The 14,184-nt window shown below is 62.5% G+C and carries 18 protein-coding genes and 1 pseudogene; 10 read left to right on the top strand and 9 right to left on the bottom strand.

The features are described from left to right. Positions 1 to 55 precede the first annotated feature (55 nt). From METH_RS06165 to METH_RS06150, 4 genes are all read left to right on the top strand, one after another. Positions 56 to 361: a BufA1 family periplasmic bufferin-type metallophore gene (locus METH_RS06165; protein ID WP_024089563.1), complete on the top strand. Its 306-nt coding sequence runs from the start codon at positions 56 to 58 to the stop codon at positions 359 to 361. 68 nt (positions 362 to 429) lie between these two features. Beyond that, a complete protein-coding gene (gene bufB, locus METH_RS06160; protein WP_024089562.1) occupies positions 430 to 1,284 on the top strand; it encodes an MNIO family bufferin maturase in 855 nt (284 codons plus the stop codon). Beyond that, positions 1,281 to 2,036: an HvfC/BufC N-terminal domain-containing protein gene (locus METH_RS06155; protein ID WP_024089561.1), complete on the top strand. Its 756-nt coding sequence runs from the start codon at positions 1,281 to 1,283 to the stop codon at positions 2,034 to 2,036. Before bufB ends, METH_RS06155 begins: the two co-directional genes overlap by 4 nt. Before the next feature lie 4 nt (positions 2,037 to 2,040). Further along, a complete protein-coding gene (locus METH_RS06150; protein ID WP_024089560.1) occupies positions 2,041 to 2,604 on the top strand; it encodes a DoxX family protein in 564 nt (187 codons plus the stop codon). Between the two features lie 73 nt (positions 2,605 to 2,677). Here METH_RS06150 and METH_RS06145 read toward each other — a convergent pair whose 3' ends face one another. Then, on the bottom strand, positions 2,678 to 3,046 hold the full coding sequence (locus tag METH_RS06145; protein WP_024089559.1) for a hypothetical protein: 369 nt from the start codon (positions 3,044 to 3,046) through the stop codon (positions 2,678 to 2,680). Between the two features lie 42 nt (positions 3,047 to 3,088). Then, on the bottom strand, positions 3,089 to 3,406 hold the full coding sequence (locus METH_RS06140; RefSeq protein WP_024089558.1) for an ArsC/Spx/MgsR family protein: 318 nt from the start codon (positions 3,404 to 3,406) through the stop codon (positions 3,089 to 3,091). A gap of 188 nt (positions 3,407 to 3,594) precedes the next feature. Here METH_RS06140 and METH_RS06135 point away from each other — a divergent pair, with 188 nt between their 5' ends. Then, entirely contained in the window at positions 3,595 to 3,801 is a 207-nt protein-coding gene (locus METH_RS06135; protein WP_024089557.1) for a cold-shock protein, read from the top strand. 55 nt (positions 3,802 to 3,856) lie between these two features. Here METH_RS06135 and METH_RS06130 read toward each other — a convergent pair whose 3' ends face one another. Further along, on the bottom strand, positions 3,857 to 4,336 hold the full coding sequence (locus METH_RS06130) for a dihydrofolate reductase (protein WP_024089556.1): 480 nt from the start codon (positions 4,334 to 4,336) through the stop codon (positions 3,857 to 3,859). Between the two features lie 251 nt (positions 4,337 to 4,587). Then, the gene (locus METH_RS06125) at positions 4,588 to 5,484 is read right to left on the bottom strand and encodes a thymidylate synthase (RefSeq protein ID WP_024089554.1); all 897 of its coding nucleotides are present in this window, start codon (positions 5,482 to 5,484) and stop codon (positions 4,588 to 4,590) included. A 526-nt stretch (positions 5,485 to 6,010) separates the two neighbouring features. Between METH_RS06125 and METH_RS06120 the strand changes: the two genes are divergently transcribed. From METH_RS06120 to METH_RS06110, 3 genes are all read left to right on the top strand, one after another. Further along, complete coding sequence (locus METH_RS06120; protein ID WP_024089553.1) at positions 6,011 to 6,928, top strand: hypothetical protein; 918 nt, start codon at positions 6,011 to 6,013, stop codon at positions 6,926 to 6,928. Between the two features lie 3 nt (positions 6,929 to 6,931). Beyond that, complete coding sequence (locus tag METH_RS06115) at positions 6,932 to 8,179, top strand: hypothetical protein (protein ID WP_245602962.1); 1,248 nt, start codon at positions 6,932 to 6,934, stop codon at positions 8,177 to 8,179. A gap of 261 nt (positions 8,180 to 8,440) precedes the next feature. Beyond that, a complete protein-coding gene (locus METH_RS06110) occupies positions 8,441 to 8,869 on the top strand; it encodes a VOC family protein (protein ID WP_024089552.1) in 429 nt (142 codons plus the stop codon). A 302-nt stretch (positions 8,870 to 9,171) separates the two neighbouring features. Here METH_RS06110 and METH_RS06105 read toward each other — a convergent pair whose 3' ends face one another. The 3 genes and pseudogenes from METH_RS06105 to METH_RS06095 all read right to left on the bottom strand — a co-directional run bounded on the left by METH_RS06105 (position 9,172) and on the right by METH_RS06095 (position 10,438). After that, a complete protein-coding gene (locus METH_RS06105) occupies positions 9,172 to 9,669 on the bottom strand; it encodes a MarR family winged helix-turn-helix transcriptional regulator (RefSeq protein WP_024089551.1) in 498 nt (165 codons plus the stop codon). Between the two features lie 76 nt (positions 9,670 to 9,745). Then, positions 9,746 to 10,003 (bottom strand): succinate dehydrogenase assembly factor 2, encoded by a 258-nt coding sequence (locus METH_RS06100; protein ID WP_024089550.1) that lies wholly within the window; start codon positions 10,001 to 10,003, stop codon positions 9,746 to 9,748. Positions 10,004 to 10,010: 7 nt separating this feature from the next. Beyond that, positions 10,011 to 10,438 (bottom strand): annotated as a pseudogene (locus tag METH_RS06095) (helix-turn-helix domain-containing protein). 97 nt (positions 10,439 to 10,535) lie between these two features. On the opposite strand from METH_RS06095, the gene METH_RS06090 reads away from it, so the two are divergent. Together METH_RS06090 and METH_RS06085 are read left to right on the top strand one after the other, a co-directional pair. Continuing rightward, entirely contained in the window at positions 10,536 to 11,738 is a 1,203-nt protein-coding gene (locus METH_RS06090) for a pyridoxal phosphate-dependent aminotransferase (RefSeq protein ID WP_024089549.1), read from the top strand. A gap of 14 nt (positions 11,739 to 11,752) precedes the next feature. Continuing rightward, on the top strand, positions 11,753 to 12,166 hold the full coding sequence (locus METH_RS06085; protein ID WP_024089548.1) for a hypothetical protein: 414 nt from the start codon (positions 11,753 to 11,755) through the stop codon (positions 12,164 to 12,166). Positions 12,167 to 12,187: 21 nt separating this feature from the next. Here METH_RS06085 and METH_RS06080 read toward each other — a convergent pair whose 3' ends face one another. Next, entirely contained in the window at positions 12,188 to 12,964 is a 777-nt protein-coding gene (locus METH_RS06080) for a hypothetical protein (protein ID WP_206777821.1), read from the bottom strand. Between the two features lie 186 nt (positions 12,965 to 13,150). After that, on the bottom strand, positions 13,151 to 14,134 hold the full coding sequence (locus tag METH_RS06075) for an NAD(P)H-binding protein (protein WP_024089546.1): 984 nt from the start codon (positions 14,132 to 14,134) through the stop codon (positions 13,151 to 13,153). Between the last annotated feature and the right edge of the window lie 50 nt (positions 14,135 to 14,184).

Here is a 14,184-nt window from a genome sequence, read left to right as displayed (position 1 = left end):
TTAGGCTTTGCCTGTCATCACGACACCGCATGTTAACCCGAAAGGAATTCACGAGATGTCGAATACCGCAAAATCCCTGGCCGTCGCCGGCGCCGTCGCCGCCGCTCTGACCGCTGCTTCGACCATGCCCGCTGCCGCCGCCACCAAGGAAAAATGCTACGGCGTTTCGCTGGCTGGCCAGAACGACTGCGCGGCCGGCCCCGGCACCACCTGCGCGGGCACCTCGACCACCGACTATCAGGGCAACGCCTGGACGCTGGTTGACGCCGGCACCTGTACTGGCCTTGAGCTGCCGGCCATGGCTGACGGCACCGAGCGCAAAGGCTCGCTGGAGCCGCTGGAGCGCGACCAGCCGGCATAAGGGCCGCTTGAATCCGGGGGCGGGAGTTTGAATTCCCGCCCCTTTTGCCTCCGGACACAGGACTTCCCATGCTTGACGCCGCATCACATGACAGGCTGCCCGCCGCCCCCGGCGTTGGCTACAAGCCGCAGCATTTCACCCCGATCACTGCGGATCCGGGCACTGTCAAATGGTTGGAAATCCACGCCGAAAACTACATGGGGGATGGCGGCCGCCCGCTTGCGCAGCTGCGCCGCCTTGCCGAAGATTTTGCCATGTCAGTGCATGGCGTCGGCCTGTCCATCGGCGGCGAAGACCCGCTGGATGCCGGCCACCTCTCCCGGCTCAAACACCTGGTTGGCTGGCTGAACCCCGCCAGTTTCTCCGAGCATCTGGCCTGGTCCACGCATGACAGCCGCTTTTACAACGACCTGCTGCCGCTGCCCTATACGGACACCAGCCTGCAGCGGATCTGCGATCACATCGACCAATTGCAGGACACCATCGGACGGCCGATGCTGCTGGAAAACCCCTCCAGCTATCTCGCCTTTGCCGAAAGCACCTGGTCCGAGCCGGCGTTTCTTGCGGAAATCTCCCGCCGGACCGGCTGCGGGCTGCTGTTGGACGTGAACAACGTCTTTGTCTCGGCCACCAACCTTGATTTCTCGCCGCAGGGCTACATCGACGCCTTTCCGCTCGAGAAGGTGGGCGAAATCCACCTTGGCGGCCATGACGAGGATGAAGACGGCCATGGCCGCCCCCTGCTGATCGACAGCCACGGCCGCGCGGTGGTGGATCCGGTCTGGGCGCTGCTGGATTATACCCTCGCCCAATCCGGACCCAAGCCGGTGCTGGTCGAATGGGACAACGACGTGCCGGACTGGCCCACCCTGGAGGCCGAGGCCGCCCGCGCCGCAGCCGCGCTGGAGCGCGTCCCGGCATGAGTGTATCCCAAGCAGACTTCACCCGCGCCATGATGGATGCAGACCTGCCGGTTCCGGACGGTCTGACCGATCACCACGCCCGGCCCGCCGGGCGCCGCTTCAGCGTCTACCGCAACAATATCGCCGTGTCGCTGACCGAAGCGATGCACAGCGCCTTTCCGGTGATTGCCAGGCTTTTGGGCAAGCAGAACATGGACGGGCTGGCAGGGCTGTACCTGCGCCGGCACCCGCCGTCGTCGCCGCTGATGATGTTCTACGGCAAGCATTTCCCGGAATTCCTGGAAGGCATGGAACAGCTCAAGCACCTCGGCTACCTTGGCGATGTGGCCCGTTTGGAACTGGCCCTGCGCCGCGCCTATCACGCCGCCGACGCCGCCCCCATCCCGCCCGAGGCGCTTGGCGCCTTGCCGCCGGACGCGCTGATGAACGCCCGGCTGCAGCTGGCCCCGGCGGTGCAGGTGCTGCGCTCGCCCTGGCCCGTTCATGGCCTCTGGCGCTACAACACCGAAGACGGCGCGCCCAAGCCCCAGGCAGAGGCCCAGGATGTGCTGATCACCCGCCCCGAATACGATCCCATTCCCCAGGTCCCGCCGCCCGCCGGCGCAACCTGGATCCGCGCCCTGATGACGGGTGCCAGCATCGGCCAGGCTTTGGATCAGGCCGCCGCCGAAGACCAAACATTCGACCTGGGTGCCACGCTGGCCCTGCTGTTGCAGGGCGGCGCGATAACCGGACTGGACAGCAAAGGGTAAGACCATGCACGCACTTGTCTCCATTCACAACGCCGTTTTCGACCTGGTGGAACGGGCCGGAGAGCGGCTGATGCCGCTGGCCGCCCGCTTTGTCTTTGCGTCAACGCTGCTGCTGTATTTCTGGAACTCCGGCCTGACCAAGCTGGGCGACGGTTTCTCCGGCCTGTTCACCCCCTCAATCGGTGCCTACAGCCAGATCTTCCCGAAACAGCTGGAGGCTGCGGGCTATGATGTCTCGCAATTCGGCCTGTTGCAGAAACTGGTGGTGCTTGCAGGCACCTACGCCGAGTTTATCCTGCCGCTGATGATCGTGATCGGCCTGGCCACGCGCCTGGCGTCCTTCGGCATGATCGGCTTTATCATCGTTCAATCCCTCACCGATGTCGTCGGCCACGGCGCCACAGACGACAAGACGCTGGGCGCCCTTTTCGACCGTTTCCCGGATGCCGCAATCCTGGATCAGCGACTGTTGTGGATCTTTGTGCTGACCTATCTGGTGGTGAAAGGCGCAGGCGCCCTGTCGGTGGATGCTTTGCTGCGCCGCCGGATGGAACCGGCAATCGCCTGACCGGGCCGCCCCGGCAAAGGAAAGGCGCCCTGCCCCCGGCAGCGGCGCCTTTTTCAGTGCCGGGCGGCGTGCCTCAGAAATGCGCCTTGGGCTCATCCGGCTTACCCGCCGCCAGCGCCATCAGCCCGGCCGCAGCGGCAAAGCTCAGCGGGAAGATCGTAAAGACATTGAGTCCGAACCCCGCATACATGCCCGCAGCCGATCCCAGCAACAGGATCCCGCCCCACAACGCCCGCGCCCGCGCCATCGCACCGCCGGCGATCGCCAGAAGCGGCGCCAGCACCGCCAGCAGCCGCAGCTGTTCCACATTATCGACCTGTTCGGCCAGCCCTTCAACCTCGCCGAAATGCTCCACTGCCGCGGTGTAGCCATAGCCGAAAAAGCCCACGATCATGCCAAAAACACCGGCGATGATCCCCAAAACCAGGGCTGCGTTGCGCATAATGCCTCTCCCAAAACTTTCGCTACCGACATAGGCAGCTGGTCAAGTTCCGCCAAGAGCCGCCTGTGTGTTCTGATCCCAACCCAGGAATAATTCCCCGTCGCGGTCGATCAATGGCCGCTTCATCAGCGCCGGATGCTCGCGCAGCAGCGCCAGCGGCGCACCTGCCCGCTCCTGCTCGCTCAGACCACGCCAGGTGGTTGACCGCGTATTGACCAGCTTCGCGCCGAATTGCGCATAGGCCGTCTCCAGCAGCCCCTCTGGCATGCCATCGGCACGAATGTCCACCAGAGTTGAATTTTCAATCTTCTTCAACGCCTTACGGCATGTATCGCAGTTTTTCAGCCCATAGATCTTCATAAAACCTCCATCCTCCCCGCGAAACGCACACAATTTATGGTAGAACTCGCCGGTTTTTCTTGATTTTCGAACAGCCCGTGTAACACTCAAAGTTGTCTGGCCTTGCCTCACTCGCTTCAGACAACGGGACGGGCCGGATGTCTTGGGAAGCCTCAAGGCGACGTGCAAAGTAGAAGGAGACGCGGGAAATGCCAAGTGGCACCGTGAAGTGGTTTAACACCAGCAAAGGGTATGGGTTTATTGAACCCGATCAAGGCGGCAAGGATGTGTTCGTGCACATTTCCGCGGTGGAACGGTCGGGCATGACCGGCCTCGCCGACAACATGAAAGTCGGCTACGAGCTGTCCGAAGGCCGCGATGGCCGCCAAATGGCTGCAGAGCTGAAAGAGCTTTGATGTATTAATCTGCACTGCGCCCGGAATCCGACTGGGCGCAGGCAAAAAGAGCCGGTCAGCCCCGCCGCAGATACTCGGCCATCACACAGGCCGGACCGCTTTCGCGCAGCACCGTTTCGCCGGTCTTGCTCCACTCCTCTTGCCGGAAGTCCGGGAAATAGGCGTCCGCATCCTCAACCGTCAGATCCACCTCGGTGATCAGCAGCCGGTCCGCCATCTCCAGCATGCCCCGGTAAATGCCTTCGCCGCCAATGCCATAGACCCGGCGGTAGCCTTGCGCATAGGCCTCCTGCACTGCCGCCCCGATTGACGGCAGCACGGTCCCGGCCGCCCGAGGATTGGAAGACACCACCAGGTTCAGGCGGTTTTTCAACGGCTTAACCGGCAGGCTGTCCCAGGTGTTCCGGCCCATGATGAGGGCGCCGCCCAGCGTCTCACGCTGAAACGCTTTCAGATCCTCTGGTGCAAACCATGGGATATCATTGTCCTTGCCAATGGCGCCGTTGCGCGCCCGCGCAGCGATCAGAGTTATCATGAGTGTCTTCCTTGCTTGTCAAACCGCAACCGTCGCTTTGATTGCCGGAGCGGGGGGGGAAAGTTCAGCGCCTTGAAATCACCGAAGATGAAACCGCATTTCGTGTCAACGCGCCGCTTTATCCGCAGCTGCGGCAACGCCTCCGGAAAGATAGCGGCCTTCAAAAATTGCACGGCGGCTTTTCTTCGGGCCCTTGGCCGCCGGAATTGCCAGGCTTGGTGCGGGAATCAACCTCATTTCCCGCATTCAGCCTACACCGCGACGTCGGCCTTTATGTGCGGATGGGGATCGTAACCTTCGACCTCGAAGTCCTCAATCCGGTAGTCGTCAATACTCTCCGCACGTTTGGCCAGCGAAATCTTCGGCAACGCCCGAGGTTCACGCCCCAGCTGCTCACGCGCTTGGTCAAAATGGTTGCGGTAGAGGTGCACATCCCCTCCGACCCAGACCAATTCGCCGGGGCGAAGGCCCGCTTGCTGCGCAAGCATCAGCTGCAGCGCAGTAGCCCCGACATAGTTGAAGGCCGCGCCCAGCAGCAAATCGACCGATCTCTGCAACAATAGGCAGTTCAAACGCCCGTCGGAGGTCACATGATACTGATAGACCATATGGCAGGGCGGCAGCGCCATCTCTCCCAGTTCCGCAACGTTCCAGCCGTGAAAGAGCAGACGCCGGCTCGCAGGGGTTTCGCGCAGCGCCCGGATCAGCGTCCCGATCTGGTCATGTTCGCGGCCGTCGGATCCCATCCAGCGCCGCCACTGCTTGCCGTACACGGGGCCAAGCTCACCCCATTGCGCTGCGAACCCGTCATCCTCGACAATCCTGCGCTCGAATTCCTCTTGCGTGACGCTCTCCCCAGTCTCGCGGCGGTAAGCCGCCAGCGGCCAGTCCGTCCAGATCCGGACGTTCTCCCGCAGCAGGGGCTGAATATTGGTTCCCCCTGTCAGGAACCAAAGCATTTCCTTGATCGCGGTTTTCCAATAGACGCGCTTGGTCGTCAGAATCGGCGCGGTGCCATCCGACAGATCAAAGCGGACCATGGCGCCAAACAGCGAGCGGGTGCCGACGCCCGTTCTGTCAACCCGCTCGTCCCCGTATTCCAGGACCCGTTCGATCAGATCCAGGTACTGATACTCCGGATGCCGCATGCCTATGCCTCCACATTCTTTGCCATCAACAGAAACCTGCGTGGCAGCCCGTTTCAATCATAATGAATATCGCGTGCCGGGTCATAGCGCATTCTACCGCCATAGCGCTCCCGGACAGTTTTAACACTTGATTTCGGCCCGCAGGCCGCAACCGCGGAAACCGGCGCCACTGGTGGCCGTTGACCAGCTCCGGACCACCGTTCCCCTTCGCCCCGGAATGCTCCAGAGGCGTCCCGCGGCCCGGAATGCGGCAGCGCCGGCCGGGATACTGTTGCATGGCTGCCCCCAGGATTTTCACCGGAAATTCACGCCCCGGCATAACGGCTGCGCCGCCGGGCGCCAAGCGTTAAAAACACCTCTGCGCCACGCTCTCCATACCACATCTGCCCGGCCGGCCCGAAATAAAAGCCACATACAGGTAGCGCATCCGCCACGGTTGCGTCCAAATGCCGTCTGCTCAATTGACAATGGCTCTGCCCGCACCGAATGTGGCGCAAAACGATAAAACATTTTGAGGTAGAGGCAGATGAGGCGCTATTGGCTGGGGCTCGCGGTTGTCACCGCGCTGTCCGCGTGCAGCGGGGGCAACCCCTTCGTTACCGAAGACGACGATCCGACCGACGCCACCGGGACAATTCCTGAAGCTCTGGCAAACGATGTGGACAGCGTCAGCTATGATGCCGACAATCAGACGCTGACAGTGACCGGCGTTGGACTCGATGAAACCCCTTTTACTGCCACATATGTCCGCAAACCGGCCCTCGATCGGGTTGGGTACGAAGCTTACACGGTCCAGGACAATGCGCTGACGGAACATTCCACCGCCTATGTGCGCGAGGTCGAAGGCGGCTTTGCCACCGTGGTTGTGACCGGCGGGCAATTCGGCTTTTACCAAGGCGGCACCACTTACGGCCGCAACGGAAGATATTCGGCGCCGAACACTGAACAGGGCGCTGGCGGCATTGTCAGCTATGCCGGCACCTATGTGGGCTTGCTGAACATTGATGGCGACGGCGGAGACCTCATCGACCCGACAAATGGAACCGACCCCACCATTCTCCCCGGCCAGGCGGCTGAAGTCACCGGGGACGTCTTTATCAATGCCGACTTCTCCGACAACCGGGTCAAAGGCACAGTTTACAACCGGCGGATCACCGACCAGCCAGGAACCGCAGTGGAAACCCTGAACCTCGATCCCACCGCTATTGCCTCTGACGGGAGCTTTAACGGCCAGGCCTCCATCGCCAACATCGGCGTTGGGGAATACGGCGGCGTCTTTGCCGGCACGGATGCAGCTGCTGTGGCCGGCTCGATCCACGCCACCAACCATATCAGCGCCCTCAGCGGCGGCACCGGGGCTGATATCGAGGAATACGGCGTCTTTGTGCTTGGCTCCTGCGACGGCGCCAGCCCCGATCCGGTCTGCAACCAGCCCGACCCTTAACCCATGCGCAAGGCCATCGCGGCATGCCTGCTGCTGGGGCTGGCAACGGTCCAGCCCCACGCACAGGAAGGCGCAGAGCCTCAGATGCACCTGTCTGTCCAGCAGGGGCATATTCTGGCCGCTCATGCGCTGAACTCCGGCAATCCTCAGCTGGCCTTGCGGCTGTCGGACGCTTTGCTGCAGGCGGATCGCAAAAATTATGCGGCATGGCATCTCCAGGCTGCGGCTTTTGCCCAGGCGGGCCAGCCGGCCAAGGGCCGCAAATCCGCTGTCCGCGCCTATCGCTTTGCTCCTGACAGCGCCACCAAGTACCAGATGGCCCAGCTGGCCTCCCGTCTGGCCTTTCAGGGCGGCAGCCCGGTGCTGTCGCAGTACTGGCTGCGCCGCACCGCGGTGCATGCCCCCAACGAAAAAGCCGACGCGCTGATCGCCAAGGACTACCAGGCCCTGCGTCGTATCAGCCCCTGGTCTTTCCGGCTGAGCGGCGGATTGAAACCGTCAAATAACGTGAACAACGGATCGGACGCCGCAACGCAGGAAATCGATGGCCTGTCTTCACACGAAAACCGGTTAGGGCCGCGGGCCGTTGCCCTTTCCGGCATCATCGGAACCATCGATGCAGGTATCAGCCGGCGCCTGCGGGAAAACGAAACCAGTCAGACATTGCTAAGCGGGCGCCTCTATGTGCAGCGCGTTGCCCTGTCCTCCGCTGCCAAGGCAAAGGCCGCCGGTCTCGCCGCCCGGACCGGCACAACCGCCCCCCGCAGTTCTGAATTTGGCTCAACCTACGGCGAGATCACTTTGGGCCATGCCTTTGCAGCCGGACCTGCTGAACGGCTCGGCAGCGCCCGCATCGCTCTGACAGCCGCGACCTCCTGGTATGGCGGTCAGCGGAATTACAACCTGGCAAAACTGTCTGCGGCGCGCAGCTGGGCCTTGTCCCCCAAAGACCGCCTGACAATCGATGGCAGCGCCGAACATCGCCTTGATCCGCGTTTCAGTTCGCTTAAGGCTGATGTTTTCGGGCTTGGCGCGTCGCTGTCCCGCAAGCTGGAAGGTGGTGACAGCCTAAGTGTTTCGCTTGGCCTGCGGGACACCCAGGCAGAAAGTGTCAACTCAAATGGCAGAACGGCCACTTTCCGGCTTGGTTATACGCTTGGCCAGCCGATTGGTCCGGCCAGGGTCAGCACCGGCCTCATTCTTGGAACGGCCGATTATCCGCTGCACGTCTTTCACGACGGAACCTCCTAGAAGCCGATACCCGGCGGGCGGCAGGACCAGTCGGTCTATGCGGACCTGAACCTGTTCTTTGAAGAGTATGATTACGCGGGCTTTGCGCCGATGCTGCGGGTCAGAGCCGGCAAGCGCAGCTCCAACCACAGCCGTTTTGACAGCTCGGAATTCTCCATCTCTCTGGGCGTCGAATCAAAATTCTAAGAATTCCGCGGCGCTTTCGCTGGCCTTCACGCCATGGGCCGCTAATGTTCCCGCAAAGAATGACAGGAGACCCCCATGCCGCTCACATATCTTCACACTATGGTCCGGGTGAAGGATCTGGAAAAATCGATGGCTTTTTATGAGCTTCTGGGCCTTCAGGAGACCCGCCGCTGGGAGAATGAACAGGGCCGGTTCACCCTGGTCTTCATGGCCCCGCCGGGCCAGGAGGATACGCCGCTGGAACTGACCTACAACTGGGACGGCGATGATGCGCTGCCCGATGACAGCCGCCATTTCGGGCATCTCGCCTATGGTGTCGATGATATCTATGCCGCCTGCCAGCACCTGATGGACAATGGCGTCACCATCAACCGCCCGCCCCGCGACGGGCACATGGCCTTTGTCCGCTCCCCCGACAATGTCTCGATCGAATTGCTGCAGAACGGCGAGTCGCTGGCCCCGGCAGAACCCTGGTCCAGCATGGAAAACACCGGCCATTGGTAAGGCAGCACCGCGCTCCGCAACGCGAAAAACCCGGCGCAGCGCCGCCTTGGTGCTGCCCGTTCCATGCGGCATCTGCCGCCGCTCATTGGCTTTCTGCAACCCTCAAACCCGGTAACAAGGGCGGCCGCTTCTGCAACCACAGCCATGGGCCTTCATGCGGCCCCCGGCACTTTGCCCTTTGATACGTCCAGAGCACGGTTTCCCCTCATGCCCTGTCTGCATACCCTGTCTGCGGCCCGCCGGTGGTGTCCCGGCATTGCCCGGCCTGGTGCCCGCAGGGGTTTCACACCCCGACCGGCGGCTCAGTAGATATAGCGGATCTGATCCGACCAGTAACGCTCCATCCGCTTCAGTGCAGTAGAGATGTCCTCGATCCCTTCGGATGAGATCACATCCCTCTCCTCAAGGCCTTCCGCATGGCGCGAGAACAGAGCCGCCACGATATCGCGGATTTCCCGGCCCCGCTGGGTCAGGCGGACGCGCACCGACCGGCGGTCGATTTCGCAGCGCTGATGGTGCATATAGCCCATCTCGACCAGCTTCTTCAGGTTATAGCTGACATTGCTGCCCTGATAGTAGCCGCGGGTTTTCAGTTCCCCGGCGGTCACTTCATTATCGCCGATATTGAACAGCAACAGCGCCTGGACCGCATTGATCTCCAGCACGCCGACGCGCTCAAACTCATCCTTGATGACGTCCAGCAGCAGACGGTGAAGGCGCTCAAGCAGACCCAGCGCCTCCAGGTAGCCAGTCATGAACCCTTTGCGGTCTGTCTGGCCGATTGGCAATTCCATACTCATTCGCATCTCCGACTCGAATTTGCTCTTGAGACAAGATGCCAACAATTCCCCAAAAATCAGTTAAGCTGGGATTTTATTATTTTTGGTACGTCTTCGCGATATCGGCCACCAGCGCGCGGAACCGCTCCTGCGGTGCCGCCTGACCAGTGACCCATTGATATAAATCCTGATCGTTCTCGAGCAGCAGCTGGTCATAAAGATCCAGCTGCGCCCCGTTCATCTGCTCAAGATTCGCGGCCGCAAAGGCCGACAGCAGGATATCCATTTCCTTGATACCCCGGCGCATCGAGCGCATCTGCAGCCGCTTCAGACGGATGGCACGGTCTTCCTGCATGCCAGTCTCAGGCAACTTCCGTTGTCTGGCCGTCATTGACCTGCAGCAGCGCCCGCAGTTTTTTCTCCAAACGCGCTGCGCGTTCCGCATTCTGGCGCATTTCGCTGCGCAGATCGCGCAGTTCGCTCAGAACACTTGCAAAATCACCGGCTTCCAGCTCCAGCGGCGCCGGTTCCGACATGCCTTCGCCTTCGCCGGTCAGCAGCCACGACATCGAGACATTCAACACGCCAGCCAGCGTGGTCAGCTTGTTGGCACGCGGTTCCGCCAGATCCCGCTCCCAGGCGCTGAGAGTGGATTTCTTGATGCCAAGCCGGCGCGCAAGCTGACCCTGGGTCATCCCGGCGGCTTCCCGTGCGGCCGCCACGCGGTCGCCACGCGGTCGCCAAATGTTGCTGCGTCCGGACCGTACCAGTCTGTGCTCTGCTCAGTCATTGCCAGTTCTCCTAAATCCAGTTTCAACGCGGCTTGATCGCCATTCGGCCGCACCCTATGACAGTTCTGCAAAACATACAAACCAAGGCCACAGCCAATGTCTTTTCTGTCCGAGACCTTATCCCGCGTCAAACCGTCACCGACCATTGCGATGACCGCAAAAGCCGCCGAGCTGCGGGCCGCCGGGCGCGACGTCATCGGCCTAAGCGCCGGTGAGCCGGACTTTGACACGCCGCAGAACATCAAGGACGCGGCCGTCGCCGCCATTGCCGCGGGCAAGACCAAATACACCGCCCCCGACGGCATCCCCGAGCTGAAACAGGCGGTCTGCGCCAAGATGAAGCGCGACCACGGCCTGGACTACACGCCCGCACAGGTGTCGGTCGGCACCGGCGGCAAACAGACGCTCTATAACGCGCTGATGGCAACGCTGAACGAAGGCGACGAGGTGGTGATTCCCGCGCCCTATTGGGTCAGCTACCCGGACATGGTGCTGCTGGCCGGCGGCACGCCGGTGATTGCCGAGACCTCGATTCAGTCCAATTTCAAGCTGACCGCCGGTCAGCTGGAGGCCGCGATCACCCCGAAAACCAAATGGTTCATTTTCAACTCGCCGTCGAACCCCACCGGTGCGGGCTACAGCCGGGACGAATTGAAGGCGCTCACCGAGGTGCTGATGCGCCATCCCCATGTCTGGGTGATGACCGATGATATGTATGAGCACCTCGCCTATGACGGGTTCGAATTCTGCACGCCCGCACAGGTCGAACCGGCGCTTTATGACCGCACCCTCACTTGCAACGGTGTGTCCAAAGCCTATGCAATGACCGGCTGGCGCATCGGCTATGCCGCGGGCCCGGAACCGCTGATCGCCGCCATGCGCAAGGTGCAGTCGCAATCCACCTCCAACCCCTGCTCGGTCAGCCAATGGGCCGCGGTTGAGGCGCTGAACGGAACGCAGGAATTTCTGGCACCGAACAACGAGATGTTCGTCCGCCGCCGCGATCTGGTGGTGTCGATGCTGAATGAAATCGACGGCATCTCCTGCCCCGTGCCAGAGGGGGCCTTCTACGTCTACCCCTCCATCGCCGGGCTGATCGGCAAGACCACGCCCGCAGGCAAGGTGATCGGAACGGACGAGGATTTCGCCACCGCGCTTCTGGAGGAGGCGGACGTTGCCGTGGTGTTCGGCGCCGCCTTCGGACTGTCGCCCAACTTCCGCGTCAGCTACGCTACATCCGACGCAGCACTGGAGACGGCCTGCAGCCGCATCCAGGCCTTCTGCGCCGCGCTGACCTGACCGGAGAACAAGACATGAGCGCCGACCTGCCGGAATACTATTTCCGCGTCCGTGAAAACGGCGCTTTTGTCTTTCGGGTGGATACCGAAAACCGCCAGCGGCGGATCGAAATGGATCAGATCGCCGTTGTGAACATCCGCAACGGCGAGATCAAACCGCATGGCCAGCGGGAGTTGTCCGAACAGGACATCACCGAGATCAAGTCCTGGATGGAAGCCCGCGCCGCCACCCTCGCGGCCCGCGATACCGACGACATCCACCGCGCCATCGACCACCTGAACCTCACCGCCCATTGGGCCAACAGCCGGGCCACCGACGCGCAGCTGGAGGACGTCACCGACGCGCTTTTGCTGGCCATGCATGACCTGCGCAGCGTGCTGGTCCGCAAAAAGGCCGACCGGCTGATGAAGGACCGCGGCGGGGACTGACCTCCGTCCCGTCCGGGCACCTCAGCCGCAGACCCGCGGCCGCACAGAATAGGACCGGAACCGGATTTCCGCCCGCTTGGGGACCGGGCCGTGCCCCGCCGCCTGGCGCCGGGGCAGCAGCGGGCTGCCCAGCATAAACCGTCTGCGCTGCCACAATTGTTCCGCCGTGCCCGCCTCAGGCGCCCTCAGCCCCAGCCGCCACCGCAGATGCAGGCCCCATCTTAACTGCGGATCACCGCCCGGGCGGAACAGGTGCCGGCTGTCCTGCAGCGGGCGGGGCACCGGCGCCGGTCCGTCCGGACTGGCAACCTGGCAGATGTACTGTTCCTTGACCGCCGCCTGCAAATAGGCACCGCCCCGGGTCAGGGTGACCTTGTGCCCGCCCTTGATCCCTGCCCCGCGGATGGCAAATTCCAGCACCTCCGGCAGTTTGAAAACCCGCGTGTCCGGACCAAAAAGCCGCCCCTCGCCCTGCCAGCCTGTTCCGCTGGCAAAATGCAGCACATAGCGGCCCGGCGGCACCAGTACCTTGAAGAACGCACCGCCTTCGAAATAGGCCGCCAGCGCCTCTTCTCCGCTGTCTTCACGGCTCAGCACCAGAAAATAATCCGCCCCGGGCGGGCTTTTCACCTGCAGCGGGAAAACAGCAGGCAATCCGGTCCGGTTCCACATCAGCCCGCTCCGCGGCCGTTCGCCCTCTGCGGCGGCGCCTGCCGCCAAGGCGATCAATGCCAGACAGGCCAGCAAGGCGCCCCTCAAAGACGCCGGAAAAACAGGACAGGCAGCGAAGCGTGCCAATGCAGGATCCTCCTTGCCGCCGCTGGCAGTGGTCCTGTCCAGCATATCACAGCGCGGCAGCGGATGCAGGAATGCGCGGCATCGCCGCCGCCGCTAATCCCCCGGCGCGGGATACGCCAAGGGCTTCGCGCTGCCAGCGCGAAGCCCCTTTCTCTTACCCGCTGACCGGCAGGCTGCCGCTGCGGTTCAGGACGCCGGGGCTGCCGCTGCATCCTTCATCGCATCGACGCCTTTCTTCCACAGGTTTCCCTGCCACAGCTCCTCAAGGCCGGTTTCACCGCTGGCGCCCCTGGTGGTCAGGTAATCATAATAGGAGGTCGGCTTGTGCCCGGTGATGTTATAAAAATCCGGGCTGCAGCGGGTGTAGAAACCATTGGTCAGATACTCAAAGAACTCGGCGCGGGTGCTGCCGAAATCCGCCTCGAACTGCTCCATCGACTGGGCGCGGTATGCGATCTCCTTGCCCATGGCGCGGCCCAGGTCGGCGGCGATCTCCGCCATCGACTGCGGGGCCGGGCCGGTGATGTCATAGAACTTGCTGCCATGCCGCTCCGGGCCTTCCGTCAGCACCACCGCGGCCGCTTCGGCAATATCGCGGGTGGCCACGAAGGAATTGCGCATACCGCCCAGCGGGTTCGAGAACCAGCCTTCGTTTTCAATGGTTTCGCAGTCGGTCTTCAACAGGTGGTTCATGAAGAAATTGTTGCGCAGCGCGGTCACGTTCAGGCCCGCGTCGATCAGCGCCTTCTCGCCCCACCAATAGTGCTGCAGCATCAGCGGAATCGCCGCGCCGGGACGCGAGGCATGGGTATCCGCATCATAAGACGCGGTGTTGGTATCGGCGCCCATGCAGCTGACGCGCACCACATGTTTGATCTGATCCTTGCGGTCGCCCAGTGCCTTGGCAAAAGCCAGATGCCCCTCCAGCATCGGATCCAGCGAGGCGGAATAGACCGCCGAGACCCCCTCCAGCGCCGCCTCCCAGGTGGCCGGTTCAGACAGGTCGAACTTCACCGCCTCATCGGCGCCCAGCGCGGTCAGCTGGTCTGCCTTGGACGCGCTGAAATAGCAGGCGCGCACGGTGAAATCGCCTGCGGCGGCCAAACGTGCGACCAGCTCGCGGCCGATGCGGCCGGTGGCCGAGGTGATCAGAACGACGGGTTTGGACATGGGAAAGCCTCCTGATGCCGCGCACCGCCCAAGCGGCGCGCGCATGCATT

The organism is Leisingera methylohalidivorans DSM 14336 (assembly GCF_000511355.1).
Classification (GTDB): Bacteria; Pseudomonadota; Alphaproteobacteria; order Rhodobacterales; family Rhodobacteraceae; genus Leisingera; species Leisingera methylohalidivorans.
The sequence above is the reverse complement of the archived record's forward strand: the minus strand, read 5'-3'. Positions and strand labels throughout refer to the sequence as shown.